General features: G+C 67.4%; 31 protein-coding genes. 7 read left to right on the top strand and 24 right to left on the bottom strand.

The annotated features are described in order from the left end of the window. Nucleotide 1: 1 nt before the first annotated feature. From V5D55_RS15310 to rpsB, 7 genes are all read right to left on the bottom strand, one after another. Nucleotides 2-577: a transglycosylase SLT domain-containing protein gene (locus V5D55_RS15310; protein ID WP_435744575.1), complete on the bottom strand. Its 576-nt coding sequence runs from the start codon at nucleotides 575-577 to the stop codon at nucleotides 2-4. Nucleotides 578-736: 159 nt separating this feature from the next. Beyond that, nucleotides 737-1318, bottom strand: a complete 582-nt coding sequence (locus V5D55_RS15305) for a DivIVA domain-containing protein (protein ID WP_435744573.1) — start codon at nucleotides 1316-1318, stop codon at nucleotides 737-739. Then, nucleotides 1318-2460, bottom strand: a complete 1143-nt coding sequence (locus tag V5D55_RS15300) for a phosphatidate cytidylyltransferase (protein ID WP_435744571.1) — start codon at nucleotides 2458-2460, stop codon at nucleotides 1318-1320. The genes V5D55_RS15305 and V5D55_RS15300 overlap by 1 nt, the downstream gene beginning before the upstream one ends. A gap of 5 nt (nucleotides 2461-2465) precedes the next feature. Beyond that, complete coding sequence (gene frr, locus V5D55_RS15295) at nucleotides 2466-3020, bottom strand: ribosome recycling factor (RefSeq protein WP_435744569.1); 555 nt, start codon at nucleotides 3018-3020, stop codon at nucleotides 2466-2468. A 68-nt stretch (nucleotides 3021-3088) separates the two neighbouring features. Next, a complete protein-coding gene (gene pyrH / locus V5D55_RS15290; protein ID WP_435744567.1) occupies nucleotides 3089-3805 on the bottom strand; it encodes a UMP kinase in 717 nt (238 codons plus the stop codon). A 90-nt stretch (nucleotides 3806-3895) separates the two neighbouring features. Then, nucleotides 3896-4723, bottom strand: coding sequence for a translation elongation factor Ts (gene tsf, locus V5D55_RS15285; protein WP_435744565.1), 828 nt, complete (start codon nucleotides 4721-4723; stop codon nucleotides 3896-3898). Between the two features lie 44 nt (nucleotides 4724-4767). Next, entirely contained in the window at nucleotides 4768-5739 is a 972-nt protein-coding gene (gene rpsB / locus V5D55_RS15280; RefSeq protein ID WP_435744563.1) for a 30S ribosomal protein S2, read from the bottom strand. Between the two features lie 321 nt (nucleotides 5740-6060). Here rpsB and V5D55_RS15275 point away from each other — a divergent pair, with 321 nt between their 5' ends. Next, the gene (locus V5D55_RS15275) at nucleotides 6061-6582 is read left to right on the top strand and encodes a murein hydrolase activator EnvC family protein (protein ID WP_435744560.1); all 522 of its coding nucleotides are present in this window, start codon (nucleotides 6061-6063) and stop codon (nucleotides 6580-6582) included. A 12-nt stretch (nucleotides 6583-6594) separates the two neighbouring features. Here the strand turns inward: V5D55_RS15275 and V5D55_RS15270 are convergent, their stop codons facing one another. The 9 genes from V5D55_RS15270 to V5D55_RS15230 all read right to left on the bottom strand — a co-directional run bounded on the left by V5D55_RS15270 (nucleotide 6595) and on the right by V5D55_RS15230 (nucleotide 13711). Next, nucleotides 6595-7497, bottom strand: coding sequence for a tyrosine recombinase XerC (locus tag V5D55_RS15270; protein WP_435744557.1), 903 nt, complete (start codon nucleotides 7495-7497; stop codon nucleotides 6595-6597). 71 nt (nucleotides 7498-7568) lie between these two features. Further along, nucleotides 7569-8768 carry a DNA-processing protein DprA gene (gene dprA / locus V5D55_RS15265; protein WP_435744554.1) on the bottom strand — a complete coding sequence of 400 codons (1200 nt, stop codon included), beginning with the start codon at nucleotides 8766-8768 and terminating at the stop codon, nucleotides 7569-7571. Next, entirely contained in the window at nucleotides 8765-10294 is a 1530-nt protein-coding gene (locus tag V5D55_RS15260; protein WP_435744551.1) for a YifB family Mg chelatase-like AAA ATPase, read from the bottom strand. The genes dprA and V5D55_RS15260 overlap by 4 nt, the downstream gene beginning before the upstream one ends. Then, complete coding sequence (locus tag V5D55_RS15255) at nucleotides 10291-10653, bottom strand: YraN family protein (RefSeq protein ID WP_435744549.1); 363 nt, start codon at nucleotides 10651-10653, stop codon at nucleotides 10291-10293. Before V5D55_RS15255 ends, V5D55_RS15260 begins: the two co-directional genes overlap by 4 nt. 157 nt (nucleotides 10654-10810) lie before the next feature. Beyond that, nucleotides 10811-11137 carry a DUF2469 family protein gene (locus V5D55_RS15250; protein ID WP_017204525.1) on the bottom strand — a complete coding sequence of 109 codons (327 nt, stop codon included), beginning with the start codon at nucleotides 11135-11137 and terminating at the stop codon, nucleotides 10811-10813. A gap of 69 nt (nucleotides 11138-11206) precedes the next feature. Continuing rightward, complete coding sequence (locus V5D55_RS15245; protein ID WP_435744546.1) at nucleotides 11207-11866, bottom strand: ribonuclease HII; 660 nt, start codon at nucleotides 11864-11866, stop codon at nucleotides 11207-11209. Continuing rightward, nucleotides 11863-12588, bottom strand: a complete 726-nt coding sequence (gene lepB / locus V5D55_RS15240) for a signal peptidase I (protein ID WP_435744544.1) — start codon at nucleotides 12586-12588, stop codon at nucleotides 11863-11865. Before lepB ends, V5D55_RS15245 begins: the two co-directional genes overlap by 4 nt. A gap of 118 nt (nucleotides 12589-12706) precedes the next feature. After that, entirely contained in the window at nucleotides 12707-13054 is a 348-nt protein-coding gene (rplS, locus tag V5D55_RS15235) for a 50S ribosomal protein L19 (protein WP_435744541.1), read from the bottom strand. 168 nt (nucleotides 13055-13222) lie between these two features. Continuing rightward, nucleotides 13223-13711 carry an MFS transporter permease gene (locus V5D55_RS15230; RefSeq protein WP_435744539.1) on the bottom strand — a complete coding sequence of 163 codons (489 nt, stop codon included), beginning with the start codon at nucleotides 13709-13711 and terminating at the stop codon, nucleotides 13223-13225. Nucleotides 13712-13821: 110 nt separating this feature from the next. On the opposite strand from V5D55_RS15230, the gene map reads away from it, so the two are divergent. Then, nucleotides 13822-14604: a type I methionyl aminopeptidase gene (map, locus tag V5D55_RS15225; RefSeq protein WP_435744537.1), complete on the top strand. Its 783-nt coding sequence runs from the start codon at nucleotides 13822-13824 to the stop codon at nucleotides 14602-14604. 63 nt (nucleotides 14605-14667) lie between these two features. Here map and V5D55_RS15220 read toward each other — a convergent pair whose 3' ends face one another. Beyond that, nucleotides 14668-15405 carry a class I SAM-dependent methyltransferase gene (locus V5D55_RS15220; RefSeq protein ID WP_435744535.1) on the bottom strand — a complete coding sequence of 246 codons (738 nt, stop codon included), beginning with the start codon at nucleotides 15403-15405 and terminating at the stop codon, nucleotides 14668-14670. 72 nt (nucleotides 15406-15477) lie between these two features. Between V5D55_RS15220 and V5D55_RS15215 the strand changes: the two genes are divergently transcribed. Then, nucleotides 15478-16071 carry a histidine phosphatase family protein gene (locus V5D55_RS15215; protein WP_435744533.1) on the top strand — a complete coding sequence of 198 codons (594 nt, stop codon included), beginning with the start codon at nucleotides 15478-15480 and terminating at the stop codon, nucleotides 16069-16071. 10 nt (nucleotides 16072-16081) lie between these two features. On the opposite strand, the gene trmD is transcribed toward V5D55_RS15215, so the two are convergent. From trmD to rpsP, 4 genes are read right to left on the bottom strand one after another with little or no spacing between them, the layout of a single operon-like run. Beyond that, on the bottom strand, nucleotides 16082-16798 hold the full coding sequence (trmD, locus tag V5D55_RS15210; RefSeq protein ID WP_435744531.1) for a tRNA (guanosine(37)-N1)-methyltransferase TrmD: 717 nt from the start codon (nucleotides 16796-16798) through the stop codon (nucleotides 16082-16084). Between the two features lie 19 nt (nucleotides 16799-16817). Continuing rightward, the gene (rimM, locus tag V5D55_RS15205; RefSeq protein ID WP_435744529.1) at nucleotides 16818-17444 is read right to left on the bottom strand and encodes a ribosome maturation factor RimM; all 627 of its coding nucleotides are present in this window, start codon (nucleotides 17442-17444) and stop codon (nucleotides 16818-16820) included. Next, the gene (locus V5D55_RS15200) at nucleotides 17428-17658 is read right to left on the bottom strand and encodes an RNA-binding protein (RefSeq protein ID WP_435744527.1); all 231 of its coding nucleotides are present in this window, start codon (nucleotides 17656-17658) and stop codon (nucleotides 17428-17430) included. The genes rimM and V5D55_RS15200 overlap by 17 nt, the downstream gene beginning before the upstream one ends. 6 nt (nucleotides 17659-17664) lie before the next feature. Further along, nucleotides 17665-18096, bottom strand: coding sequence for a 30S ribosomal protein S16 (rpsP, locus tag V5D55_RS15195; RefSeq protein WP_307374313.1), 432 nt, complete (start codon nucleotides 18094-18096; stop codon nucleotides 17665-17667). Between the two features lie 209 nt (nucleotides 18097-18305). On the opposite strand from rpsP, the gene V5D55_RS15190 reads away from it, so the two are divergent. Further along, complete coding sequence (locus V5D55_RS15190; protein ID WP_435744524.1) at nucleotides 18306-19457, top strand: glutamate--cysteine ligase; 1152 nt, start codon at nucleotides 18306-18308, stop codon at nucleotides 19455-19457. Between the two features lie 3 nt (nucleotides 19458-19460). Here the strand turns inward: V5D55_RS15190 and V5D55_RS15185 are convergent, their stop codons facing one another. Continuing rightward, nucleotides 19461-20432 carry a sugar-binding transcriptional regulator gene (locus V5D55_RS15185; protein WP_435744521.1) on the bottom strand — a complete coding sequence of 324 codons (972 nt, stop codon included), beginning with the start codon at nucleotides 20430-20432 and terminating at the stop codon, nucleotides 19461-19463. Nucleotides 20433-20534: 102 nt separating this feature from the next. On the opposite strand from V5D55_RS15185, the gene V5D55_RS15180 reads away from it, so the two are divergent. From V5D55_RS15180 to glpK, 3 genes are all read left to right on the top strand, one after another. Then, nucleotides 20535-22244 (top strand): FAD-dependent oxidoreductase, encoded by a 1710-nt coding sequence (locus V5D55_RS15180; RefSeq protein ID WP_435744519.1) that lies wholly within the window; start codon nucleotides 20535-20537, stop codon nucleotides 22242-22244. A gap of 92 nt (nucleotides 22245-22336) precedes the next feature. Then, nucleotides 22337-23092, top strand: a complete 756-nt coding sequence (locus V5D55_RS15175) for an MIP/aquaporin family protein (RefSeq protein ID WP_435744516.1) — start codon at nucleotides 22337-22339, stop codon at nucleotides 23090-23092. 40 nt (nucleotides 23093-23132) lie between these two features. Beyond that, on the top strand, nucleotides 23133-24647 hold the full coding sequence (gene glpK / locus V5D55_RS15170; RefSeq protein WP_435744514.1) for a glycerol kinase GlpK: 1515 nt from the start codon (nucleotides 23133-23135) through the stop codon (nucleotides 24645-24647). A 65-nt stretch (nucleotides 24648-24712) separates the two neighbouring features. On the opposite strand, the gene V5D55_RS15165 is transcribed toward glpK, so the two are convergent. Continuing rightward, complete coding sequence (locus V5D55_RS15165; RefSeq protein ID WP_435744511.1) at nucleotides 24713-25627, bottom strand: hypothetical protein; 915 nt, start codon at nucleotides 25625-25627, stop codon at nucleotides 24713-24715. Nucleotides 25628-25749: 122 nt separating this feature from the next. After that, nucleotides 25750-26631 (bottom strand): LysR family transcriptional regulator, encoded by an 882-nt coding sequence (locus tag V5D55_RS15160; RefSeq protein ID WP_435744509.1) that lies wholly within the window; start codon nucleotides 26629-26631, stop codon nucleotides 25750-25752. Nucleotides 26632-26636: the final 5 nt, after the last annotated feature.

The following is a 26636-nucleotide window of genomic DNA, read 5'->3' as shown; positions in this document are numbered from 1 at the left end:
CTCACCACCAGTGGTTGTTGATCCAGAAGTTGTACGCGCCCGCCCAGCTGCCGTAGCGGCTCGTCGCATATCCCGTCGCCCAGCGGAGGTTGTCCACCGGGTTGTATCCGTTGCCCGGGACCTTGCTGCAGGGCAGCGCCTGGACGAGGCCGCAGGCTCCCGACGACGAGTTGGTCGCGTTCGGGTTCCAGCCGCTCTCGCGTGAGACGACGTAGTCGACGTACTGCCAGTCGCTCTGCGCGATTCCCGCGGCCGCCATCCACTCGGCCGGCGCTCCGCCGCCCGTGTACGGGGGCAGTGACCCTCCGGCTGAGCCGCCGTTCGATTCCGAGGCGACGATGGGCTTCGGTTTCGGCTTGGGCTTGGGCTTGACGTACACCTCGAAGGAGCCTCGCTCGACCGGGGTGATCGCCGCGCCCTCCACCGTCACGGTGAGGTTCTGCGTGTCGGCGAGGGCGACCGAGTAGGCGGAGTCCGGAGAATCGGCCAAGGCCGGTTCCGCGAGCGCCACGCCGGTCGGGGCGACCATCGCGCCGGCGAATCCGACCACGGCGAGTGCGCTGAAAACGCTGACCACGCCGCGGCGTCGGGACCACCGTCGAGTGCCCGTGCGTGCAGAATTATTCGTCGCTGCAGGCACCAGCGATGAGCCGCTTCGTTCGAGATTCATGTCGTTTCGGGAGTTCACGATGAGTGACAGTCTACGCAAAGGTCTCTGAGACGGCCATCAGGAACCTCAGCGAACGGCCAGAATGACGTCGATCGTCGCATCCAGCAGAGCATCGACCTGCTCCTCGCGGTAGCCGCCGCGCTGCATCCGGAACGCTGCGGAGCGCAGCTGCTCGGGAGTGAGAGCATCCCCATCACGGAGGTAGCGGACGATGCGCGTGGCCACGTGATCGACCTCGTCGATGCGGTAGCCGAAGGTGAGAACGCCCGTGCGGGCGAAGCGATGCCGGCGCGGACGGGCGAGATGGTCGAGGATCACCTGAGCGTCGTCGCGCGCCTGTTCGACCCATGCTCCGGCACCCTGCGAGCGGACCACGCGTTCGCGTTCACGCGCGGCGAAGGCGTCTTCGACGCGACCGAGCGCGGCGTCGACGTCGGCGACGACATATCCGTCCTTGACGAGCGGGAAGGATGCGGTCCGCACGTCTGCCGCACCGAGCTCGTCTCCCCCGGTCTCGAACGCCCGCCGGGCGGACGCCAGGAAGGTGTCGACCGCCGTGCGGTGATAGCCGCGAGTCCGGCCCGAGGTCAGCGCGAACGCCGGCGGCGCCTCTGCCGCCGTCTGCTCGTCGGTCAGATCGTCGTTCATCAGATAACCACCCAAGGGGAGAGGAGGAAGTACAGGCCGAGGGCGGGGATGGTCGACGGGAGGATGCTGTCCAGCCGGTCGAGGAGCCCGCCGTGTCCGGGAAGCCACGAGCTCATATCCTTGATGCCCAGGTCGCGCTTGAGCATCGACTCGCCGAGGTCGCCCAGGGTGGCGGTGAGCAGGACGCTCGCCCCGAAGATCACACCGGCCCACCACGGGAGGTCGAGCAGGAAGATCGCGAGCAGCACGCCCGCAGCGAGAGACGCGACGACGGCGCCGCCGAATCCCTCCCAGGTCTTCTTCGGGCTGATCTTGGGTGCCATCGGGTGCCGCCCGAAAGCCAGCCCGGCGGCATAGGCTCCCGTGTCGGCGGCGACAGCGATGGCGATGAAGCTGAGCACCCACCACTGTCCGCCTTCCTGAACGAGCAGGATGAGCGCGACACCAGCGAGGAACGGCACATAGATCTGAACGAAGCCGCCGATCACGGCATCCGCGAGCACGTCACCGTAGGTGCGGCCGTCTTTGACGACCATCTGGGCCATGAGACGCCAGACGATCACGAACGCCACGGAGACGAACAACACGACCCAGCTCAGCCACGGTTCCGCGAAGTAGGCGGCCAGCACCAGCACTGTCGCTGCGATGAGCTGAGGGACGACGTCGATCCGACGTCCCGACGTGCGCAACGCCCGCGACAGCTCGTAGACGCCGAGCAGCGCGGCAGCGAGGGCGAAGGGAACGAACAGGGCCTTGATGAACAGGAGCGAACCGAGAAGGGCGGCGCCGAACGCGAGACCGATCACCGTCGCCAGGATCAGATCACGACCGGTGCGCTGCTTGATTCGCTCGTTGGCCTGATCGAGTTGGTCGCGCGCATACGACACATGGCTGTTCAGCTCGTCTCGGCGCACCCGCCACTGCTCGCGTATGGCGTTGTGGTCCGCCGTGTCGAGCGGTGAGACTCCGCCCGGAGTGTCGAGGAGCGGTGGCAGCGGCGGACGGGGAGGAACGCTCGCGGCGTCGAACGACGGAAACGCCGTGTCCACGAGCGGGACGCCGCCCTCGGGGGCATCGGCATCGTGCGCGTCTCCGCGCGCCGCCGTCTTGCCCTCCTCGGCGTCTCGCGTGTCGTCGGACATCGTGACTACACCTCGAGGAGTTCTGCCTCTTTGCGCTTGAGCGCGTCGTCGATCAGGTCGACGTGCTGACGCGTCAGAGCATCGAGCTCCTTCTCGGCGCGCGCGATCTCGTCCTCGCCCAGGTCGCTCTTCAGACCATCGAGCTCGTCCTTCGCCTTGCGGCGGATACCGCGGACGTGGACCTTGGCGTCCTCTGCCTTGGTCTTGACGAGCTTGACGTACTCCTTGCGGCGCTCGGCCGTGAGTTCCGGCATCGATACGCGGACGAGGTTGCCGTCGTTGGTCGGGTTGGCACCGAGGTTCGGCATGTCGCGCACAGCCTGCTCGATCGCCTTGAGCGCAGACTTGTCGTACGGCGTGATGATGAGGGTGCGCGCCTCCTGGTTGGCCAGCGAGGCGAGCTGCGCCAGCGGAGTCGGCGTGCCGTAGTAGTCGACCAGAACCTTCTGGAACAGCTGCGGGTTCGCGCGACCGGTGCGCACCGTGGAGAAGTCCTCCTTGGCAGCCTCGACCGCCCGAGACATACGAGTGGTGGTTTCAGCGAGGACGTCCGCGATCACGGTGGCTCCTATCGTCGGGGTGTTCTGGAAATTCTATCGGGCGAAGACGTGTCCGCCCGCTCACACGCTCAGGCGGTGACCAGGGTGCCGATCGGCTCTCCGAGGAGGGCGCGCGTGACGTTGCCGGCCGGCTCCATGCCGAAGACCCGCATGTCCATGTTGTTGTCCATGCAGAGGCTGAATGCCGTCGAGTCGACGACCTTGAGACCGCGCTGGAGCGCGTCACGATAGGTGACCTGCTCGATGCGCTCCGCGTCGGCGTGCTTGTTGGGGTCGGCGGTGTAGATCGCATCCACGCCGTTCTTCGCGACGAGGACCTCCTCCGCCCCGATCTCGAGAGCGCGTTGCGCGGCCACGGTGTCGGTGGAGAAGTACGGGAGACCGGCACCGGCGCCGAAGATGACGACCCGCCCCTTCTCCATGTGCCGCTCGGCGCGACGTGGGATGTACGGCTCCGCGACCTGCGTCATCGCGATAGCCGACTGCACGCGCGTGGCCGCACCGGCCTGCTCCAGGAAGTCCTGGAGAGCGAGGGCGTTCATCACCGTGCCCAGCATGCCCATGTAGTCGGCCCGACCGCGGTCCATTCCGCGCTGGCTGAGCTCCGCGCCTCGGAAGAAGTTCCCTCCGCCGACGACGATGGCGACCTCGACCCGGTCGACGGCAGCGGCGATGTCGCGCGCGATCTGCCCGACCACGTCGGGGTTGACGCCGAGCTGCCCTGCGCCGAATGCCTCCCCGGAGAGCTTGAGAAGGACGCGGCGGCGTCCGGTGCGTTCGGTCATGGGGTTGTCCTCTCGTCCCGATTCAAGATAGTGCCTTCTGGGCACGAAGAAGGGGTTCGGATCTCGATGATCCGAACCCCTTCGACAGTGTTACGCGCCGACCTTGAAGCGCGCGAAGTCCGTCACGGTGATACCGGCGTCCTTCGCCACCTGGGCGACAGAGAGCTTGTTGTCCTTCGCGTAGTCCTGTTCGAGCAGGGCGACCTGCTTGATGAACGCGGAGACGCGGCCCTCGACGATCTTGGGCAGAGCCGCTTCCGGCTTGCCCTCGTTGCGGGAGATCTCGGTGACGATCTCGCGCTCCTTCTCGACCGCGTCAGCCGGCACGTCCTCGCGAGCGAGGTACGACGGATTGGCGAACGAGATGTGCTGAGCGATGCTGCGCGCCGTCTCAGCGTCGTCACCGCTGTAGGCGACGACGACACCGATCTGCGGGGGCAGGTCCTTGCTCGTGCGGTGCAGGTACACCTCAACCTTGTCACCGGTGATCGTGCGCACGCGGCGCAGTTCGACCTTCTCGCCGATGATCGCGGCTTCTTCCGAGATCAGCTGCTCGACGGTCTGCGATCCGGCCGTGGCGGCGAGAGCCGCCTCGAGCGTGTCGGCCTTGACGGCGGCGACAGCGTCGGCGACCTTGTCGGCGAGCGTGATGAAACGGTCGTTCTTGGCGACGAAGTCGGTCTCGCAGGCGAGCTCGATGAGCGTCACGGCGCCGTCCTGCTCGCGAGCGACGATGAGGCCCTCGCTGGTGGAACGGTCAGCGCGCTTCGCGTTGCCCTTCGCACCCTTGAGACGCAGGATCTCGGTGGCCTTCTCGACGTTTCCGTCAGCCTCCTCGAGTGCCTTCTTGGTGTCGACCATGCCCGTGCCGAGCTGCTCGCGCAGCGCCTTGAGGTCAGCGATGGTGAAGTTGGCCATGTGTGGTGGCTCCTTGCTTCGTGAAGTGGGTATGTTCGCGGAAATTACTTGGCGTCGGTTGCCTCGGCGGCGGCGACCTCAGCGGTCTCCTCACCGGAAGCGGCAGCGATCGCCTCGTCGTGCGCCTCAGCACCGGCCTCATCGGCTGCGGTCTCATCGGCAGCAGGCGTCTCGACGACGGCCTCGTCAGCAGCCGGCTCGACAGCCGCGGCGTCAGCGGACTCTTCTACGACCGGAGCCTCGGCAGCAGGCGCCTCGTCGGCCGGGGTCTCGAGAAGCTCGCGCTCCCAGTCGGCCAGCGGCTCAGCGTCACCGGTCTCCGGGTTGTGCTTCTGCTGCAGGCCCTCGGCAGCGGCGTCGGCGATGATGCGCGTCAGCAGCGAGACGGAGCGGATCGCGTCGTCGTTGCCGGGGATCGGGTACTGGAAGTCGTCCGGGTCGGCGTTCGTGTCGAGGATGCCGATCACGGGGATGCCGAGCTTCTTGGCCTCATCGATCGCGAGGTGCTCGCGCTTGGCGTCGACGACCCAGATGGCCGAAGGCGTCTTGGTGAGGTTGCGGATACCACCGAGCGACTTGTGCAGCTTGTCGAGCTCGCGCTTCTTGAGCAGGAGCTCCTTCTTCGTGAAGCCGCTGTTCGCGGGGACCTCGTAGTCGAGCTCCTCGAGCTCCTTCATGCGTGCGAGACGCTTGGAGATCGTCTGGAAGTTGGTGAGGAGTCCACCGAGCCACCGCTGGTTCACGAAGGGCTGGCCGACGCGCGTCGCCTGCTCGGCGAGGATCTCCTGTGCCTGCTTCTTGGTGCCGACGAAGAGGATCGTGCCACCGTGGGCGACGGTCTCCTTGACGAAGTCGTAGGCCTTGTCGATGTAGCCGAGCGACTGCTGCAGGTCGATGATGTGGATGCCGCTGCGCTCGGTGAGGATGAAACGCTTGACCTTCGGGTTCCACCGACGGGTCTGGTGTCCGAAGTGCACGCCGCTGTCGAGCAGCTGGCGGATGGTGACCACAGCCATGGTCGTCTCCTTGTTCTGGCGCGTTCATGCGCCGTTGAGGTTTCTGCCGATCTGATGACCGGACTTCCTGGTGCCCGGCGCACACCCGCCCGCTCAAGGAGTGGGACCTGTGGGTGTGGATGCCGCGACCTCTGTCTTCTCAGACGCCGGTCGCTGTGGGCACGCGTAGTCACCCCGATATCGAGGTGCTCCTCCAGCATACAGGATGCGGGGCGCTCACTCACCCTGCACGCCACCACGGTTCGGGCGCTTCTCCCCCGGTATCGTCGCAGCGATCCGCCAGGGTCGGCTCACGCTCACATGTCGGCCAGGATGCCCATCATGCGCACCCCTTCGCGAACGCTTCTTCTCCTGGTGATCGTCGCCATCCTGCTGCTGCCGCTCGGTCGAAGTGCCACGGCATCCGAAGGTCGCGCCGAGGACGGCGGAACCTGGCTCTGGCCAGTCGACGGCGCCCGGCGGGTCGTCGAGCCCTACCGCGCACCCGCTCACGAGTTCGGCGCGGGGCACCGCGGCGCGGACCTTGCCGCCCCGACCTCGGCCGTGGTTCACGCTCCGGCCGACGGGGTGGTGGCCTTCCGCGGGACAGTCGTCGACCGCCCGTTGCTCACGCTCGAGCACGCTGGAGGGCTGGTGTCGACGTTCGAGCCGGTGTCCTCGACGCTGAGTCCGGGCGACGTGGTCTCCGCAGGTGAGGAGATCGGGATCGTCGCGTTCGGCGGGCACACGACTCCGGGAGCGCTCCACGTGGGGGTGCGTCTCGCCGGCGAGTACATCAATCCGATGCTGCTGTTCGGCGACGTCCCCCGCGCGATCCTGCTCCCGTGCTGCGAGCCGCTCTAGGTGTACCCGGCCTCACGCCCGCGGGTGAGCGAGTTTGTAGGTGGCGGTCAGCCGTTCGGCGGAGACGTGCGTGTAGATCTGTGTGGTCCCCAGACTCGCGTGGCCGAGGATCTCCTGGACGGCTCGGAGATCTGCGCCACCGTCGAGAAGATGGGTCGCCGCCGTGTGGCGGAGCGCGTGCGGTCCGACGGTCTCCGCCCCGACGATCGGTCCGAGGACTCGCGCGACGAGAGAGTAGACGGTGCGCGGACCGATCCGACCGCCGCGTGCGCCCAGCATCACTGCGGGCGTGCTCGCGGATCCCCGAGCGGCCAGCGCCGGTCGCGCACGTCGGAGATAAGCGCTGACGGCATCGCGGGCAGGAGACCCGTACGGGACCACCCGTTCTTTCGAGCCCTTGCCGAGCACCTTCGCGGTGCCACGGTCGAGGTCGAGGTCGTCGATGTCGAGACCGCAGAGCTCGGACACCCTGATGCCCGCCCCGTACAGCAGCTCCAGGATCGCGTGATCACGCAACGCGATCGGGTCCCCCGATTCGGCGTTCACGCGGTGGAGGTCGAGGAGCCCCGACATCGCGTCGTGCGATGCGACCGTGGGCAACGTGCGCCCCTTCTTCGGAGCGATCAGGCGCAGACTCGGATCGTGTTCGACGAGCCCCTCCTCCTGCGCCCAGCTGAAGAACGAGCGGGCGGCGGCGGCACGGCGGGCGAGTGTCGAACGGGCGTCGCCTCGCTGCGTTGCCCGCCAGAGCCAGTCCCGCAGCATTTCGAGATCGATCCCGTCGACGGGGACTGGCCCCGCCGAGGCGGCGAGGTCACGCAGATCGGAACGATAGGCCTTGACCGTCGCGGGCGAGAGCCGGCGCACCTTCTCAAGGTGCTCGGCGAACGCCTCTGCGGCCCGGACGAGTTCCATGGGTCCAGCTTGCCTCTGATCATGTGACGGCGCTCCGTGCCTCGCCGATACACCCCGCGCATCGAAGCCCGTCAGCCGCCCGGTGCCGAGGTGCGACGCCACCCCCGATCATCACGCAAGACTTCCCCCTCGAGGTCGAGCAACCCGAGAAGGGTACGCACACGGTCCGGCGAGAGACCCGCCCTGCGTGCGAGTTCGGTCTCCGAGACCCGCGAGCGCGAACTCATGGCGTCGAGAAGACGGATCCGCTCCGGGTCGATCAGGTCGCCGCGCTCCACAGGCGCAGGCAGAACGCCCCACAGCTCGCGCACTTCTGCGGCCGATGTCACACAATGCGCGTCGTACTCTCGCAGCAGCCGATGGCAGCCTGCGGACGATGCAGAGGTCACCGGTCCTGGTACCGCCCCGAGGGGCCTGCCGAGGGCGGCGGCGTGCCCCGCGGTGTTCAAGGACCCGCTGCGCCACCCGGCCTCGACGACCACAGTCGCATGCGCCAGGGCGGCGATGAGCCTGTTGCGCGCGAGGAATCTCCACTTCGTCGGGGCGGCACCGCAGGGGAGCTCGCTCACGACCGCCCCGTCGTCGACGATCTGTCGGAGCAGGTGTTGGTGACCGGCGGGATACGGACGATCGACACCACCTGCGAGGAAGGCGATGGTCGCGCCGCCCACGCCGAGAGCCGCTCGGTGAGCTGCCCCGTCGATGCCGTACGCACCGCCGGATACGATCACCGCGCCCGTCGCAGCGAGATCGCCGGCAAGCTCCGCCGCCACATGCTCGCCATAGCCGCTCGATGCCCGCGCTCCGACGATCGCCACCCGCGGCGCGGCGACGAGAGATGCACGGCGCCCGCGGATCCACAGTCCGCTGGGCGCATTCACCCCGAGATCGTCGAGTGACGTCGGCCACTGCTCGTCTCCCGGGATCAGCAACGTCGCTCCCACATCGTGCGCCCCCAGGACGGCAGCGCGAACGGCATGCGGATCTGCGCGCGGTTGCCAGCGTTTTCGGGCGTCGGCGAGTGCTCGGCGGGCGGAGAGCCCGTCGGCATCGACAGTCGTCGCCGGCACTCCTCCGGCACGCCTGGCGAGAGCATGCTCGAGAGCTTCCACGGCGCCGAGCTCGGCGATCAGCGTCCCGGCCACAGCATCGCCGGGCTCCGCGATGACGGTCCATGCCGCGCGGGCGACGAGCTCGGCGAGGTCGCCCTCATCGCGGATTCGACGCATCGCTTCGGTGATCGCGGGGTCGCCGATGAGTTGATCCATCATGGCGTCAGTCCTCTCTTCAGATGCAGCGCGCGGCCGATCTCATCGACGCCTGGTCGTTCCAAATCGGCGAGGTCCGCCATGGTCCAGGCCAGCCGAAGCACGCGGTCATAGCCGCGCAAGGTCAGGGCACCCCGCTCGAGCGCCCGGTCGAGGGGCGCTCGCGCGGGTATGGGCAGCCGGAGAGCGCCCTGACGCAGCCCGATTCCCGGCACCTCCGCATTGCGCCGCCAGGGAGTGCTCCTCCAGCGGAGAGCAGCGCGTTCACGGGCCGCCGAGACGCGAGCAAGGGCCTGAGCGGTGGTCACCTCCGAGCGACCACCCGAGGCAGCCCTGGCCGCGGCGACCCGGGTCACCTGCAGGTCGATGTCGACCCGGTCTCGCAGCGGCCCGGACAGGCGCGTGGCGTAGCGGCGGATCGCCATGGGCGGGCACACGCATTCCGCCCCTCGAACACCATGATTGCCGCACGGGCAGGGATTCATGGCGAGCAGCAGCTGAAACCGCGCCGGGAATCGCGCGGTGAACCCCGCGCGATGAATCTCGATCGCGCCCGATTCCAGGGGCTGGCGCAGGGCATCGAGCGCGACACGGGAGAACTCCGCCGCCTCATCCAGGAACAGGATCCCGCAGTGCGCTCGGGCGATCGCGCCGGGCCGGGCCGCGCGAGAACCCCCGCCGACCAGAGCCGCCACGGACGCGCTGTGGTGCGGCGCCTCCAGCGGTGGCAGGAACTCCAGGTCCGTCACCGTCTCGCCGCTGAGGGACCGGATCGACGCCACCTCGAGTGCCTCCTGCTCGCTCAGCGGGGGCAGAATGCCCGGGAGCCGCCTCGCGAGCATCGTCTTTCCTGCCCCGGGCGGGCCGCTGAGGAGCATGTGGTGCCCGCCGGCGGCCGCCACGATGAGCGCTTCCACCGCCTCCTCCTGACCCACGACGTCTGCGAGATCCGACGTGACTTCCGAAGCCGCTGCGGCGAGTAGGTTCGCGACAGCGTCGACGTCAGGCACCTCGACGTCGGCACCATGCCAGCAGGCGACTTCGGCGAGCGACGCCGCCGCGCGAACCTCGATACCGGGCACGAGACGAGCCTCTGCCTCGTTCCCCTTCGGCACGATCACGCGCACGAAGCCGGCTCTCGCCGCCGCGAACACGGCCGGCAGCACACCGGGCACCGGTCGAATTCGTCCGTCGAGACCGAGTTCGCCGATATGGACAGTGTCGGCGATCGAACGCCGAGGTATGGATCCTCCGGCCGCCAGCGTGGACACCGCGATCCCGAGGTCGAAACCCGCACCGTGCTTCGGCAGGCTCGCCGGGGAGAGGTTCACTGTCAGGCGCCGGCGGGGCAGGTCGAGACCGGCGTTCTTGCAGGCGTTGCGGACACGCTGCACCGCTTCGCCGAGCGACTTGTCCGGGAGGCCGATGATCTTGAACTCCGGCGTCTGGCTCGAGACGTCCGCCTCCACCTCGATCAAGTGCCCGTCCACTCCGGAGAGAGCGACCGCCCACGTGCGCGCCGTGCTCACGAGACATCCACAAGATGCTCGAGCGAGCCGACGGCAGGGTCGGTTCCGATGATGCCGATCGCCTCGAGACGAAGAGCGAGTCCGTGAGCGAGATCGGGGTGCTCGGCCTTCCACGCGAACGCGAGGCCCCACAGTCTGCGGCGCTTCCGGTCGTCGATCGCCTCGAGCGGGTGCCCGAACGCCTCCGACCGTCGCGTCTTCACTTCGATCACGGAGAGGTGGCCACCGCGTGCGGCCACGATGTCGATCTCCCCTTGGGAGCACCGCCAGTTGCGGTCGAGCACCGTGTAGCCGTGTCGCGTCAGGTACTGCGCTGCGCGCTCCTCACCTGCTCTGCCGAGTTCATCTTTCGCTGCCATCCCCTCAGCATCCGTGGCGGCACAGACGATATGACCCCGCCGTCAGGCAGGTGCACAGGGATTCGGGAGAATACGCAGATTCGCGCTGTCGTGCAGGGCTACTGCGTCGAGAAGCGTCCGCACCGTGCAGCCTGAGGCGGCATCAGTAGCGTCGTCGTCATTCCCCGTCGAGCGAGAGCTCCTGCGGCAGTTCGAACTCGCGGCGCTGAAGCTCCTCGACGTTGACGTCCTTGAAGGTGAGGACGCGCACGGCCTTGACGAAGCGATCAGCCCGATAGATGTCCCACACCCAGACGTCGCTCATCGAGATCTCGAAGTAGAAATCGTGCTCGGTGTCACGGCGGACGACGTTGACCTCGTTGGCCAGGTAGAACCGTCGCTCGGTCTCGACAACGTACTGGAACTGGGACACCACGTCCCGATACTCCCGGAACAGAGCGAGTTCGAGTTCGCGGTCGTAGTCGTCGAAGGCTTCCTCATCCATGATGTGTCCATCCTAGAGTCGCCGGACGCCCCACGCGGCATCCCGCCTCGAGCGACGACGCCGTCCGGGTCAGAACAGCGTCGGAGCGTCGGTGATGGCCCAGGACGCGCGATGGAACGGCGAGAGACCGACCGCGCGGATCGCTTCCCGGTGCTCCGGGCTCGCATAGCCCTTGTTCCGATCCCACTGATACTCCCGGTGGCTTCCGTGGAGTTCCGACATGTACCCGTCGCGCGCGACCTTCGCGATGACGGACGCCGCCGACACCGACGCACAGTCACGATCCGCCTTGATCACGGGCCGCACGCGCATCGGCACCGGATGCACCTTCGACACGTAGTCGTGGTTGCCGTCGAGCAGCACGAGAGCAGTCTCGAGGACGGCTCCCTGATCGACGACCGCTTGCACGGCGCGGGACGCGGCGAGGCCGAGAGCCCGCATGATGCCCACCTCGTCGATCTCCGCCGCGCTCGCCCAGCCGACCGCGGAAGCCTGCACCCAGGCGGCAGCACGTGCCGCGACCTCGGGCCTGCGCTTCTCCGCGACAAGCTTCGAATCGCGAAGCCCCTCGGGAACACGCCGGCGGGCGCCCGCGGCATCCATCACCGCGGCCCCGACGGCGACCGGACCCGCCAACGCCCCACGACCCACCTCATCGAGCGAGATGAGCAGCTCGCACTCCCCCAGGAGGCGTCTCTCCAGGGTCAGTCTCGGCGTGATGACGGTCATTCCGGGTCCGGCACTCCGTTGAAGCTCTGGTGGTGACCGTCGATCCCGCCCAGCCTGTCCAGGGGCCAGGTGGTGAGGAAGGCCTTGCCGACGATGTTCGACAGCGGGACGAATCCTCCGCTGGGAAGCTCCTGGTGCGCGCGCGAATCGCGCGAACGGTCGCGGTTGTCCCCGAGCAGCCAGACCGAGTCTTCAGGGACGACGACGTCGAACGGCTCGTCGGATGCCGCCGTGTCGCCCTCCGGGAGGTTCAGGTAGTCGAGCTCGTCGATGGGGGCACCATTGATCGTGATCTGCCCCAGTGCGTTGCAGCAGACGACGTGATCGCCGGGGAGGCCGATCACGCGCTTGACGAGATGGTCCTGCGTGTCGGTCGCGGAGATCCCGACGAAGTTGAGAACCCAGTCGACCGCCTGCACGAGGGGAGGCTGCGCGGGCGTCTGCGGCTGCGGATCGAGCCAGCCACCCGGATCCTTGAACACGACGACATCACCGCGCTCATAGGCGGTCCATCGCGGCGTGAGCTCGTCGACGAGGATCCGATCGTCGATCAGCAGCGTGCGCTCCATCGAGGCAGACGGGATGAAGAAGGACCGCACGACGAACGACTTCACGACGAACGACACCAGCGCGGCGATGAGCACGATCACCAGCACATCGCGCAGGAAGATGAGGAACCCTCGACGACGTCGGGTCGCAGGCGCGGATGAAGATTCGGTCATCAGGTTCCTTCGTAGTCTTACACCGCCGAGATCGCGGCCGTATCAAGGTTCGCACACCGGGGAGATAACACAGCACCCCGGGACATCGTGTCCCGGGGTGCTGTGGAGAACCTGCGCGTCAGCGGTCGCGCTTCTCCTTGATCTTGGCCTTCTTGCCACGGAGCTGACGAAGGTAGTAGAGCTTCGCGCGACGCACGTCACCACGGGTGACGACCTCGATGTGGTCGATCACCGGGGAGTGCACCGGGAAGGTACGCTCGACGCCCACCTGGAAGCTGATCTTGCGGACCGTGAAGGTCTCGCGCACACCATCGCCCTGGCGGCCGATGACGACGCCCTGGAAGACCTGGATGCGGGAGCGGGTGCCCTCGGTGATGTTCACGTGAACCTTCACGTTGTCACCGGGGTTGAAGACGGGGATGTCGGAGCGGAGTGAAGCCGCGTCGACAGCGTCGAGGATCTGCATGATCGTCTCTCTCTGCACTCGCCACAGGTCGGATGCATGTATTCAAAGGAACAAGAAAGGAGTGTGCCGTACGGCGCTGATGCGTCCGCGGGCTCCCCTGTGGCAGAGCGGGTCACGGCACAAAGGACCATTCTGCCACGGATGCTGTCCCCTGCCAAAACAAGGGGATCAGGTGCGGTCGTCGGTCTCCCGCACGACGATGACCTCGTGGGCGCGCGTCGGGGGCGCCTGCTCCTCGGCGCTGGGGATCGTCGACCACGAGATGGTCTCACGCAACCGCGCGCCGCTCCCCTTGGCCTCGTTCCAGAGCTGCCAGAGCTGCAGCCAGATGAGCGCGATGCCGACGACGATCGCGGCGGTGAGCAGCCATCCGAACGCGCCGTCGATGAAGAAGCCGACCGCGATCGTGAGTCCGTGCCACAGCGTGAAGCCGGCGACATCCCACCAGGAGACGGCGCGCTCGACCCGCACCGATGGCCGGGAGCGCGTGAGCAGCGTCAGCAGGAGCTGGCCGAGGAAGACGGAAGGCAAGGCGATGAACAGCACCCACAGGATGGACCAGCCACCCTGGAAGACGCCCCAGCCGACCAGCAGCCATAGGGGCAGCAGGAACGCCGCCGGGAGAAGCCAGCGGAAGAAGGCCTGTCGCAACCACATGCTCAGATCGTACGACGCGGGATCGTGCCGCACCCCGGTGTTCGCTGTGAGCGCGCGGCGAGGCGGGGCGCTGGAGATCAGGGAGAATGGAAAGGACGAGAGGACAACCGATGATCGAACTGCGCACCCCTGCCGAGATCGACGAGATGCGCGCCGCCGGACGGTTCGTGGCCGAGACGCTGGCGACCCTGCGCGACGAGACCAAGGTGGGAACGAACCTTCTCTCGATCGACCGCCGCGCCCATGACATGATCCGCAAGGCGGGCGCCGAGTCCTGCTACATCGACTATCACCCCTCGTTCGGCGCGAGCCCGTTCGGCAAGGTCATCTGCACCTCGGTGAACGATGCCGTGCTGCATGGACTCCCCCATGACTACACCCTGCGCGACGGCGATCTCGTGACGCTCGACTTCGCCGTGTCCGTCGACGGCTGGGTTGCGGACTCCGCGGTGTCCTTCGTGGTCGGCACGCCGCGCGAGGAAGACCTGCGGCTGATCGACACCACCGAGCGCGCTCTCGCTGCGGCGATCGAGACGTCGGTCGTCGGCAACCGCATCGGCGACATCTCCGCCGCCGTCGCCGGGATCGCACACGGCGAGGGCTACTCGATCAACACCGACTTCGGCGGCCATGGCGTCGGCCGCACCATGCACGGCGACCCGCACGTCGCGAACGACGGCCGTGCCGGGCGCGGTTTCCCGCTGCGCTCCGGGCTGGTCCTCGCCCTCGAGCCCTGGTTCCTCGCGACGACCGACGAGCTGGTCACCGATCCGGACGGATGGACTCTCCGCAGCGTCGACGGCTCACGCGGCGCGCATTCGGAGCACACGATCGCCATCACCGAGACGGGCCCGATCATCCTGACCGACCGCTCGTTCCTCGGCGTCGACTGAATCCTTCGCTCTGCGAGGAACGCGCCCCTCAGGCAGTCGCAGTGCTGGGGATGCAGCGATTCGTCATGTGCGTCGGTAGACGAACACGTCCGTCACGTGTGGGACGTCGAACGCAGGCTGGCCACGCGTCTCAGGCGCGGCATCCAAGACCCCCTCGATCGCCGCACGCATCCGGAGTTGCTCGGCCTCCTCGGCGACCAGGAAGCTGCTGACCGTGAACCACCGACGCAGGTAGTGCTCACGGGAGATCCGTTCGGTCCACGCCACCTCTTCGTGGCGGACGAACTCGAACCCGGGGAGCTCCTCGGCGGCGGTTTCAGCGGTGGCATCGGTCGCATCGACCGCGGGGTGCGCGATCCGGTGGCAGGCCATGTCCCAGGAGCAGCCGGGGTCAGCCCGATTCCAGAGCAGCCCGAGGGTGCCCGCGGGCACCAGGACCCTGGCGATCTCCGTGCATGCCGGCTCTCGGTCGAACCAGTGGAAGGCCTGCGCCACGGTCACCACGTCGACGGAGGCGTCCGCCATCGGCACGCTCTCCGCCGTCCCGCTGACCGCCACGACCGAAGGCAGATTCGATAGGAGCACGGCGAGCATCGGCGCAGAGGGCTCGACAGCGACGACCTGATCGGCGCGCTCGAGCAGGAGTTGCGTGAACTTCCCTGTCCCCGCACCGAGATCGAGAGCAGTGTCCACGGCTTTCGGAACGATGATCTCGGCGGCGACCGGCGGAAAGCCGGGCCGATAGCGGTCGTAGTCCTCTCCGATGCTCTCGAACGAGCGGGCAAGAACTTCGTCGACCATGCCCCGACGCTATCAGCGCCGCCGCCGAGGCTCGACGCACACCGCCGTCGCGTCCTGTGCAATCCTGAGTCCATGATTCCGCAGGACCGTCACGTTCCGGAGCGCCTGTACCTGGCGCGGCACGGGCAGACGACCTGGAATCTCGAGCACCGCCTGCAGGGACAGCTCGACTCGCCACTGACCGCGGACGGCATCGCGCAGGCCAACGCGATGGCGGCTCGCCTGGCGGGCACGGGCATCGGCACGGTCTGCTCGAGCCCCCTCGGACGGGCTGTGCAGACGGCGGAGATCATCGCGGCTCGCATCGGCGTCGAGCTGGTCCAAGTGCCGGAGTTGGCAGAGCTTCACCACGGCGAGTTCGCCGGCATGACCTGGGACGAGATCGACGAGCAGTTCCCGGGCGCTCGTGAAGAGCGCGCGGCCAACCGCTGGGGATGGGCATTCCCCGGCGGCGAGAGCTACGCGCAGGCTCGTGCTCGCGCGCGCAAGGCCCTGAGCAGCTGCGGCTGGGCATCCGCCGGCGTCCCGCTGCTGGTGAGCCACGAGATGATCGGGCGGATGCTGCGCGCGGAGCTGCGCGGACTGGATGCGGCAGGTGCGCTGTCGCTGCGGCATCCGCAGGGAGTGGTGTTCGAGATCGAGCGTGGCGCGGAGCGGATGCTCTGAGCGTCGCGGGCTACGGCTCGATCCGGTCGTCCGGCAGGAGATCCGGCCGGCGACGTCGCGTGCGCTCGATCTGCTGGTCGCGCCGCCAGGAGGCGATGACCGCGTGGTTGCCGCTGAGCAGCACGTCGGGCACGGCGCGATCGCGCCAGCTCGACGGCTTCGTGTAGGAGGGGTATTCGAGAAGCCCGTCCTCATGGGATTCCTCGACGAGGCTCTCCGGATTTCCGACGACCCCCGGGATGAGACGGCCGATGGCCTCGATCATCGCCATCGTGGCGACCTCTCCCCCGTTGAGCACGTAGTCGCCGAGGCTGATCAGGCGCACTTCGCCGAGGTCCGCGGCATATTCGAACACGCGCTCGTCGATGCCTTCGTAGCGTCCGCATCCGAAGATGAGGTGGTCACGCGTGGAGAGCTGTCGCGCGGTCGCCTGGGTGAAGACTTCGCCGGCGGGAGACGGGAAGATGATCGTGGGGCGCGCGGCGTCCGCATCCGCAGACGGCGAGGCGAGCTCATCGAGAGCGAGTCCCCACGGCTCCGGCTTCATGACCATGCCGGCGCCGCCGCCGTACGGAGTGTCGTCGACGGTGCGGTGACGATCGGACGTCCAGTCGCGAAGATCCCGCACGTTCAGTTCGAGGAGACCCGCATCACGCGCCTTCCCGAGCAGCGAGAGCGTCAGTCCGTCGAAGTACGACGGGAAGATGGAGAGGACGTCGATGCGCACGGAGGAACCGTATCAGCGGTCACTCGGACGCGTCGGCGTCCGAAGCGGGCTCGGTCCCCGCCGCGTCAGGAAGCTCTTCGAAGAGCCCGGCCGGAGGCGTGACGATGACGCGACCACCGGCGACGTCGACGGTCGGCACGATCGCCGACACGAACGGCACCATGACCTCATGACCGGTCGCCGAGCCCGACGAAGTGTTGACGATGAGGAGATCCTGCGCCGGGAAGTGCTCGACACGGGCGACACGGCCGATGACCGTATCGTCTCGCACGACGTCGAGTCCGACGAGCTGATGGTCGAACCAGGCGTCGTCTTCGACCTCGTCATCGTTCTGGTCGATCCACAGGATCGCCTTGACGAGAGTCTCTGCGGCCTCGCGGTCGTCGACATCGTCGAAGAACACGACGGGGTTGCCGTTCATCACGCGGTACTCGCGGACTTTCACGTCTTTGCCGTGCCACGGAGATGCCTCAGGCACCTGCAACGTGAACTCGGCCCCGGGAACGAAACGCCCGGCCGGATTGTCGGTGTACAGCTCCAGCTTCAGCGCGCCCTTCAGGCCGTGAGCCTTGACGAGACGCCCGACGCGCAGCTGATTCTTGCCCTGGTTTCGGTCTTTCGGCACCACGTCAGTCGTCCGCGACATCGACGCGGACCCGACGACCGTCGGCCAGAGCGCTGATGAGAGTGCGAAGGGCCTTCGCGGTGCGCCCGCCGCGCCCGATCACGCGTCCACGGTCATCGGGGTGCACGCGCACCTCGAGGAGATCGCCTCGCGGCGACGTGGATTCGTTGATGTGGACATCCTCCGGGTGATCGACGATCCCCTTGACGATGTGTTCGAGCGCGGCGGCAAGCACGACGGATTACTCTGCGTCGGCGGCGGGAGCCTCAGCGGCCTCCGCGTCAGCGGCAGGAGCGGCCTCGGCGGGAGCCTCGGCCTTCTTCTCGACCTTGGGCTTCACGACGGACTTCTTGGAAGCGTCGATCTCGAAGGGAGCCTTGGGCTCCTTGACCTTGAGGGTCGACTTCGCGTCCTTGTCACCCTTGAAGATGCCCCAGTCGCCCGTGATCTTGAGGATGGCGGCGACCTGCTCGGTCGGCTGCGCGCCGACGGAGAGCCAGTACTGCGCCCGAGCGGAGTCGACCTCGATGAACGAGGGCTCCTCGGTGGGGTGGTACTTGCCGATCTCCTCGATCACGCGACCATCGCGCTTGGTCTTCGAGTCGGCGACGACGATGCGGTAGTACGGCGCACGGATCTTGCCCAGGCGCTTGAGACGAATCTTGACAGCCACGATTCTCCTGAATTGTGTGGAAGGAAGGAACTGATCGCCTGGAGAGTGGGGTGCACACCCGGCGGAAGCTCTAAATAGGGAGGACGTGTGCTGGATAGAGGGTCGAGCACGTCGTCCGACCTTCTATTCTGCCAGATGCGCGGGCCAGGAGCGAAACGTGGCGAAACGGCGGGTGCCGTGTCGCGAGCGACGCGTGTCAGACTGTGCTCGTGAAGCTCGAATTCGCCTCCTCGGCCCGCTCCACCGTCGGCATCGAGTGGGAGATCATGCTCGCAGATCCCACGACAGGTGATCTGGTCGGGCGCGCCCCCGAACTGCTGGATGCCCTCGAGGCGGAGAGCGAGAGCGAACGCCACACCGTCACGGGCGAGCTCCTCACGAACACGATCGAGGTCACGAGCGGGATCGGCGACTCGGTCGCCCATGCCATCGACGACATCGCGAACGCGATCGGCGCTGTGCGCTCGGCCACCGATCCGGCCGGCATCGAGCTGCTCTCCGCAGGCAGCCACCCGTTCGCCCAGTGGTACGACCAGCAGGTCACCGACAAGACCCGGTACCACAAGCTCATCGAGCGCACCCAGTGGTGGGGCAGGAACATGATGATCTGGGGCATTCACGTGCACATCGGAGTGGAGGACCAGCGCAAGGTCTTCCCCATCATCAACGCACTCGCCGGCTTCCTCCCCCATCTCCAGTCGCTGTCAGCATCGAGTCCTTACTGGGCCGGGGAGCGCACGGGCTACGCCTCGAACCGCGCGCTCGTCTTCCAGCAGCTCCCCACGGCCGGACTGCCGTGGCCGCTGCGCGAATGGTCGGAGTACGAGTCGTATCTGGACGACATGGTGCGCACCGGCGTGATGGCCGACGCGACCGAGGTGCGCTGGGACATCCGTCCGGCGCCACGATGGGGAACCATCGAGGTGCGCGCCTGCGACGGCATGTCGACGCTTCCGGAGCTGGCCGCCGTCACCGCGCTCACCCAGGTGCTCGTCGAGCACTTCTCCCGCCAGCTCGACGAGGGACGCACGCTGCCGGAGATGCCCGCGTGGTTCCACCGCGAGAACAAATGGCGCGCAGCGCGCTACGGCCTCGATGCGCGAGTGATCGTGGATGCCGCCGGCACGCAGCGCCCGGTGCGCGAGCACCTGGCGGAGACCCTCGAGGAGCTGGCACCCGTCGCCGTCGAGCTCGGATGCCTGCGCGAGTTCACCAGCAATGCCACGACCCTCGAGAACGGCGCCAGCTACGAGCGGCAGCTCGTCATCGCCAACGCGACGGGCGGCGATCTGGCCGCGGTCGTGCACCACCTCATCCGGGAGTTCCGGTCGGGTCCCGAATCCTCGATCGAGGAGCCGTAGGCCTCAGTCATCGACGAGGCGGCGGGCGAGACCCTCGTCCAGCACGACATCGGTGATGAGCTCCGCCGCGATGGCCGCGCGCAGACTGATCAGCTTCGGGATGCCGGAGACGACGCATACTCGTCGCGGCACCCTGCGGAGCCGGTCGAGCCCCGGACCGGTGGCCCTGGCGTTGACGCGGATGTCGCGCCATGAGCCGTCCGCGCGGAAGAAGACCGTCGCCACATCCCCGATCGCGTGGTCCTCGCGGAGACTCCGGTAGTCCTCGCGACCGAGGTAGCCGCCGACGTAGACGCGGCTCGGCACCTCGGCTGCCGGAGAACCCAGACTGAACACGGCGATGTCCATCTTCGCCTGCAGGTCGAGCACCCGACGTGTGCTCCGCTCGCGCCACATCGCCTCGCGCGTCGCGGGATCGTCGAAGAACGCCGGCACCGGGAACTGCTGCACCTGGGCGCCGAAGGCGCTGCCGAAGCGCTGCAGGATGTCGCTCGAGTACTCGACCCCGCTGGTCTGCGTGTTCCCCGCGCCGTTGAGCTGCACGAATGTGGTGTTGTGCGTCTCCTTCTGGGTGAGTTCCCTGCTCACGGCGCTGATGGTCGATCCCCAGGCGACCCCGATGATCATGTTCGAGTCGACGAACTGCGAGAGCAGACGCCCTGCGGTCAGGGCGACGCGTTCAAGGCGCTCGACCTCACTGACGATCTCGGGCATCGGAACGACATGCGCGGCCACGTGATGCCGGTCGCGGATGCGCTGCTCCAGCATCCCGAGCCGTTCGAGGGGTGAGTTGATGCGGATGTCCACCAGGCCGCTCTCCCTGGCGAAGCTCAGCAGACGCGAGACCGAGGACCGAGAGGTGCGCAGCTCCTGCGCGATGACCTCCATCGTCTTGTCCTGCATGTAGTAGAGCTGTGCGGCGGTGAGCGCGGCGATCAGCTTCTCGTCGCGGGATTGCGCTCCGGGAGCGGCCATGTGATCCTCCTCGCTCCCGATCCTTGCACATATGTGCAGTGGACTTGCGCACCACGGTCGTGCAGGTCGATGCTGGGGGCAAGCAAGGAAGAGAGTTCGAGAATGACCGATTCGACACACTCATCAGCGGAGCGCACCGAGGTTCGCGCGATCCGCGAATCCGGACGCACGAGCGTCCTCGTCATCGGCGGCGGGATCAATGGCATCTCGACGTTCCGTGACCTGGCACTGCAGGGCGTGGACGTCGTCCTCGTCGAGCGCGGCGACTTCGCCTCCGGTGCCTCTGCGGCGTCGAGCCACATGATCCACGGCGGCATCCGCTATCTGGAGAACGGCGAGTTCCGTCTCGTCCGCGAATCCGTGCAGGAGCGCAACGGTCTGCTCAAGATCGCGCCGCACTACGTCAAGCCGCTCCAGACGACGATTCCGATCTACTCGACGTTCTCGGGCATCCTCGCCGCTCCCCTCCGCTTCCTCACACACAAGAGCGGAAAGCCGCAGGAGCGTGGCGCCTTCCTGATCAAAGTCGGTCTCACCATCTACGACACCTTCTCCCGCGACGGTGGCATGGTGCCCCGACACCGGTTCCTCGGACGCAAGAAGGCACTCGCCGAGCTTCCTTCCCTCGACCCGAACATCAAGTACACGGCGACGTACTACGACGCCTCGATGCACGATCCAGAGCGCCTTGCCCTCGACGTCCTGCAGGACGGGATCTCCGCGCACCCCGGTGCGCACGCCCTCAACTACGTCGAAGCCGTCGCCCGTGATGGCGCGAAGGTCGTGCTCCGCGACCGCGAGAGCGGCACCGAGTTCGATCTGCAGGCCGACGTGGTCGTGAACGCCTCCGGGCCGTGGACCGACCTGACCAACGATGCGCTCGGTGTCGACAGTCGCTTCATGGGAGGCACCAAGGGGTCGCACATCGTGCTCGAGCACCCCGAGCTCCTCGAAGCGACGCAGGGACGCGAGATCTTCTTCGAGCACTCCGACGGACGCATCGTCCTCATCTACCCGCTCAAGGGACGCGTCATGGTCGGCACCACCGACATCGACGCCGACCCGAGCGAGATCGCGGTGTGCACCGACGAAGAGGTCGACTACTTCTTCGACCTGGTCCACCATGTCTTCCCGCAGATCCCCGTCTCGCGCGACCAGATCGTCTACAAGTTCTCCGGCATCCGCCCTCTCCCCCGTCACGAGGACACGGCTCCCGGGTTCGTATCGCGCGACTACCGCATCGAGGTCGACGAGAAGGGCGAGGTTCCGCTGGTGAGCCTCGTCGGCGGCAAGTGGACGACGTTCCGTGCGCTCGGCGAATCCGTCTCCGACGTGGTTCTCGGTCTCGTGGGTCGCACCAGGACGGTTTCGACGGCCGGTCGCGCCATCGGCGGCGGACGCGACTTCCCGCGCACCGAGAAGGCGAAGCGCATCTGGATCGAGGAGAACCTCCCCGGAGCGGGCGCCCGCGCCGAACGCCTGATCGCCCGGTACGGCACACGTGCCGCGCAGGTGTGGGAGTACATCGCACAGGGCGCGGACGCTCCCCTGGCCGGTGGCGACCTCTCCACGCGCGAGCTCGAGTGGATGGTGAAGAACGAGATGGTGGCTCGGCTCGAGGACATCGTCCTGCGCCGCACCAGCATCGCCTTCGTCGGGAACGCGGATGCCGATGTGCTCGACGAGATCGCCGACGCGCTGGCTCCGCTCCTGGGCTGGGATCGCGCGCGGCACGATGCTGAACTCGAGCAGACCCGTCTGCTGCTGAACGAACGACATGGACTCCACATCTCGTCCCGCGCCCGCGGCTGACGAGAACTCCGACCGCTGCCCTCCTTGCGGCGAAACTCCCTCACCGTGTCGGGGCAGAGGGGCCCCGGTACTCAAGAAAGGTCAATGAAGACATGGCTGATGTGAATCTCGGTCTCTACTTCCTGTCGGAGCTCGTCGGTACAGCGATGCTGATCCTCCTGGGTTGTGGTGTCGTCGCCAACGTCGCTCTCGCGAAGAACAAGGGCTTCGCCGGCGGCTTCCTGATGGTCAACTGGGGATGGGGCCTCGCGGTCTTCGCTGGTGTCCTCGCCTCCGCGTACTCCGGCGCAATCCTCAACCCCGCCGTCGGCATCGGCCTCCTGGTCGCCGGCAAGATCTCGTTCGTGATGTTCCTGACCGCCACCGGCGCAGAGCTGCTCGGTGCGATCATCGGTGCCATCGTCGTCTGGGTCGCCTACAAGCAGCACTTCGACGAGGAGCCGGAGGCCGCCAACAAGCTGGGCGTCTTCTCGACCGGCCCCGCGATCCGGTCGTACGGCTGGAACCTCGCCACCGAGATCATCGGTACCTTCGTGCTCGTGTTCGTCATCTTCGCGTTCGCGGACTACGGCGACATCGAGGTCGGCACCCCCGGTGGCCTCGGCCCGCTCACGGCACTTCCGGTGGCCCTGCTCGTCGTCGGAATCGGTGCGTCCCTCGGTGGGCCGACCGGCTACGCCATCAACCCGGCGCGTGACCTCGGTCCGCGCATCGCGCACGCCATCCTGCCGATCAAGGGCAAGGGGTCGAGCGACTGGTCCTACTCGTGGGTCCCCGTCGTCGGTCCGCTCATCGGTGGTGTGATCGCCGCGCTGGCTGCGCCCGCGCTGCTCGGCCTCGCCGGCTGACACCCACCCGTTCCGCAAAGCTATTCAAAGGAGAAGCACAGTGGCTGACTACATCATCGCCATCGATCAGGGAACCACCTCGAGCCGCGCCATCATCTTCGACAAGAAGGGCAGCATCATCGAGTCGGGCCAGAAGGAGCACGAGCAGATCCTTCCGAAGGCCGGCTGGGTCGAGCACGATGCCGCCGAGATCTGGCGCAACGTCCAGGAGGTCATCGGGCTCGCACTGAGCCGCGCGGACCTCACCCGTCACGATATCGCCGCGATCGGCATCACCAACCAGCGCGAGACCGCGGTGGTGTGGGACCGCAAGACCGGCAAGCCGATCTACAACGCGATCGTCTGGCAGGACACACGCACGCAGGAGATCGTCGACCGCCTCGCGGCCGACGGCGGCGGCGACCGGTTCAAGAACATCGTCGGCCTGCCGCTGGCGACGTACTTCTCCGGCACCAAGATCGCCTGGATCCTCGAGAACGTCGACGGGGCTCGCGAGAAGGCTGAGGCCGGCGACCTGGCGTTCGGAACCACCGACAGCTGGGTGCTCTGGAACCTCACCGGTGGTGTCGACGGCGGTGTGCACGCGACCGACGTCACCAACGCCTCCCGCACGATGTTCATGGACCTCGAGACGCTCGAGTGGCGCGACGACATCCTCGAGGCGTTCGGCGTGCCGCGCTCGATGATGCCGGAGATCCGCTCCTCCTCCGAGGTGTACGGCAATGCGGAGGACTCGTCGCTGCTGCGCGAGACGCCGATCGCCGGCATCCTGGGCGACCAGCAGGCGGCGACGTTCGGTCAGGCGGCGTTCAACACGGGTGAGAGCAAGAACACCTACGGCACGGGCTGCTTCCTGATCTTCAACACGGGCGAGGAGATCGTCCACTCGAAGAACGGGCTGCTCACCACCGTCGGGTACAAGCTCGGCGACGGTCCGACGCACTACGCGCTCGAAGGTTCCATCGCCGTCACCGGTTCGCTGATCCAGTGGCTGCGCGATCAGCTCGGCATCATCTCCTCGGCCCCCGAGGTCGAGAAGCTGGCCGAGCAGGTCGATGACAACGGCGGCGTGTACATCGTCCCCGCGTTCTCCGGTCTGTTCGCGCCCTACTGGCGTCCGGATGCCCGCGGCGCGATCGTCGGTCTCACCCGCTACGCGAACAAGAACCACATCGCTCGCGCGGCGCTCGAGGCCGTGGCCTTCCAGACGCGCGATGTGCTCGACGCGGTCAACGCCGACGCCGGCGTGGACCTCACCGAGCTCAAGGTCGACGGCGGCATGGTCGCGAACGATGCGCTCATGCAGTTCCAGGCGGATGTGCTGGGTGTTCCAGTCGTCCGACCGGTCGTCGCCGAGACCACGGCGCTGGGCGCGGCCTACGCCGCGGGCCTCGCGGTGGGCTTCTGGAACGGCCTGGACGACCTGTCCGCCAACTGGCAGGAAGACAAGCGCTGGGAGCCGTCGATGGAGGACGCCGAGCGCGACCGCCAGTTGCGTCTGTGGCGCAAGGCCGTCACGAAGTCGATGGACTGGGTCGACGAGGACGTGAACTGATCGCACACGATCACTGAGGCGGGCCCGGAGGATATCCTCCGGGCCCGCCTTTTCCGTGCGCGAGTTCAGCCGTTGATCGCCGCGAAGAAGGCACCGGTTCCGTCGACCATCACCGATCCGTCTTCACCGAACGTCGTGACCTGTTCGTACCCTGCTTCGCTCCAGTAGTACACGTTCGCCGAGATCTCGCCGACGCCTTCACTGAACGACATCTGAGCGAACTGGGACATCCCGTGCACCAGCTGGAGCGCACTCGGTCCCTCCACGACGTGGAACGCCAGGTGGTGGCGGGACGGCACGGCGAAGAGAACGCCACGCGGCGCGGAGGCCACACCCACCCGGGCCAGCAGGGCCGGGATGTCGAGGGCGCGACTCGCAGTGAACATCGAATCCGTCGCGATGAGGTGGAACGGTCCGGTGCCGGCATCCAGTGTCTGCACTTCGTCGAGCGGCTCGGCGGAGACAGCGGCGATGGCCGTCTGCCACAGGCGGTCGGCATCGAAGCGGCTGACGATCGCGTCGGGGACGGTGGACACCGCCTCGGGATAGTCCAGCATCAGGATGGCCTCGAGGTCGTTCACGATCACGCGGCGGTAGCTGAACTGACCGCGGTGGCTCTCGGGCAGATAAGCGCTCGGGATGAGGCGTGCCTTCACGAGCGACAGGATCTCGTCGTCGGACAGATCGCTGTCCTTCGGCGCGGAGCTGCGGCTGAACAGCCCCGATATGTGACGCTCCACGACCTGCGGCCAGTTCTGCTCCGGCTCGAGCTTCACCGCGCGGGAGAGGTTGTACAACCCGAACTGTCCCCCGGAAGAGCTCTCCGCGTAGTCGCCGTGGACCGTGATCGTGCCCTCCGCAGTGGGCCAGAAGTCGGCGAAGAGCTGGCGGAGCGTGGCGGCCTCGTCTTTCGTCAGGTCCTCGAGATCGGGGTCGACCTCCGCAGCCGACTTCTTCTTTCCGAAGTTCAGGAATCCCACGCGACACTCTCTCTCAGCGATCGTCGGCGGGAGGATCTCTCCCGCCCGAACGCGCAGCCGCTCACGCTACCGGAACCCCCACCAGAGAGTCGTAGCGACGCAGAATACCGGCAAGCGTCGGGTCAGGGGCGACCGTGGCTCGCGAGAACCGCGAGGAACGCCCGTGCGACGCTGCGCGGTGCAACGGCGTCCCACACGACGTGTTCGCTGCGGGAGGGGCCACGGCCCACCTCGACCGCGGCCACCGCGGCATTCGATCGGGAGACGACGCCGGGAGCCAGCAAAGTGACGGCGAGACCAGCGGCGACGAGTCCGAGGATCAACTCGGCGGAATCCGCCTCGAACGCGACATCACGGTCGACGCCCATCGCCGCAAACGCGACATCGCTCTGCGCACGACCGGATGATGCCGCGGGGAAGTCGGCGAATATCATTCCCGCGAGGTCTCGGAGATCGATCGATGTCGCCCCTGCAAGAGCGTGATGCCTCGGCAGCACGGCCACCAAGGCCTCCGTCGAGAGCACTCGCGACGCGACGCCCGCCGGAGTGACCTCTGCGCGAAGCCCGACGAGCGCCACGTCGAGCTCACCATCACGGATCGCCGCCATCAGGGCGTCGCTGTTCCCGACCTGCAGCTCGACCCGGGCGGACGGATGCGCGACGCGGTACGCGGCGATGACCTGGGGCAGATCCACAGCCGTCACCGTCGGAATGATCCCGAGTCGTAGTGTTCCGACGACGTCGCCGGCGACAGCCGCCGCATCTTCCTTGGCCTGTTCCGCCGCGAGGAGCGCCGCTCGCGCGTGCGGGAGGAACGCCTCGCCTGCTTCGGTGAGCCGCACGCTGCGACTGGACCGGACGAAGAGCCGTTGACCGAGCTCACGCTCGAGCGCTGCGATCTGGTGGCTCAGGGCCGACTGCGTGACGAAGCAGCGTTCGGCCGCTCGGGTGAAGCTCGACGCGAAGGCCACCTCGACGACATATCTCAGCTGTTGCAGCTCCATTCATC

This window comes from Microbacterium sp. PMB16, assembly GCF_051294855.1.
GTDB lineage: Bacteria > Actinomycetota > Actinomycetes > Actinomycetales > Microbacteriaceae > Microbacterium.
The sequence above is the reverse complement of the archived record's forward strand: the minus strand, read 5'-3'. Positions and strand labels throughout refer to the sequence as shown.

Coding starts and splice junctions, on each gene's coding strand:
- V5D55_RS15230 (WP_435744539.1), bottom strand. CDS start 13,711: ATGTGGTTGCGACAGGCCTTCTTCCGCTGGCTTCTCCCGGCGGCGTTC.
- V5D55_RS15300 (WP_435744571.1), bottom strand. CDS start 2,460: ATGTCCGACGACACGCGAGACGCCGAGGAGGGCAAGACGGCGGCGCGC.
- V5D55_RS15185 (WP_435744521.1), bottom strand. CDS start 20,432: ATGGCCGCTCCCGGAGCGCAATCCCGCGACGAGAAGCTGATCGCCGCG.
- tsf (WP_435744565.1), bottom strand. CDS start 4,723: ATGGCCAACTTCACCATCGCTGACCTCAAGGCGCTGCGCGAGCAGCTC.
- rpsB (WP_435744563.1), bottom strand. CDS start 5,739: ATGGCTGTGGTCACCATCCGCCAGCTGCTCGACAGCGGCGTGCACTTC.
- rimM (WP_435744529.1), bottom strand. CDS start 17,444: ATGTCGCGGACGACTGACGTGGTGCCGAAAGACCGAAACCAGGGCAAG.
- V5D55_RS15175 (WP_435744516.1), top strand. CDS start 22,337: ATGGCTGATGTGAATCTCGGTCTCTACTTCCTGTCGGAGCTCGTCGGT.
- V5D55_RS15275 (WP_435744560.1), top strand. CDS start 6,061: ATGCGCACCCCTTCGCGAACGCTTCTTCTCCTGGTGATCGTCGCCATC.
- V5D55_RS15255 (WP_435744549.1), bottom strand. CDS start 10,653: ATGGCAGCGAAAGATGAACTCGGCAGAGCAGGTGAGGAGCGCGCAGCG.
- dprA (WP_435744554.1), bottom strand. CDS start 8,768: ATGATGGATCAACTCATCGGCGACCCCGCGATCACCGAAGCGATGCGT.
- map (WP_435744537.1), top strand. CDS start 13,822: ATGATCGAACTGCGCACCCCTGCCGAGATCGACGAGATGCGCGCCGCC.
- V5D55_RS15305 (WP_435744573.1), bottom strand. CDS start 1,318: ATGAACGACGATCTGACCGACGAGCAGACGGCGGCAGAGGCGCCGCCG.
- V5D55_RS15180 (WP_435744519.1), top strand. CDS start 20,535: ATGACCGATTCGACACACTCATCAGCGGAGCGCACCGAGGTTCGCGCG.
- pyrH (WP_435744567.1), bottom strand. CDS start 3,805: ATGACCGAACGCACCGGACGCCGCCGCGTCCTTCTCAAGCTCTCCGGG.
- rplS (WP_435744541.1), bottom strand. CDS start 13,054: ATGCAGATCCTCGACGCTGTCGACGCGGCTTCACTCCGCTCCGACATC.
- V5D55_RS15245 (WP_435744546.1), bottom strand. CDS start 11,866: ATGACCGTCATCACGCCGAGACTGACCCTGGAGAGACGCCTCCTGGGG.
- V5D55_RS15220 (WP_435744535.1), bottom strand. CDS start 15,405: ATGGTCGACGAAGTTCTTGCCCGCTCGTTCGAGAGCATCGGAGAGGAC.
- V5D55_RS15160 (WP_435744509.1), bottom strand. CDS start 26,631: ATGGAGCTGCAACAGCTGAGATATGTCGTCGAGGTGGCCTTCGCGTCG.
- lepB (WP_435744544.1), bottom strand. CDS start 12,588: ATGACCGAATCTTCATCCGCGCCTGCGACCCGACGTCGTCGAGGGTTC.
- V5D55_RS15215 (WP_435744533.1), top strand. CDS start 15,478: ATGATTCCGCAGGACCGTCACGTTCCGGAGCGCCTGTACCTGGCGCGG.
- V5D55_RS15270 (WP_435744557.1), bottom strand. CDS start 7,497: ATGGAACTCGTCCGGGCCGCAGAGGCGTTCGCCGAGCACCTTGAGAAG.
- V5D55_RS15250 (WP_017204525.1), bottom strand. CDS start 11,137: ATGGATGAGGAAGCCTTCGACGACTACGACCGCGAACTCGAACTCGCT.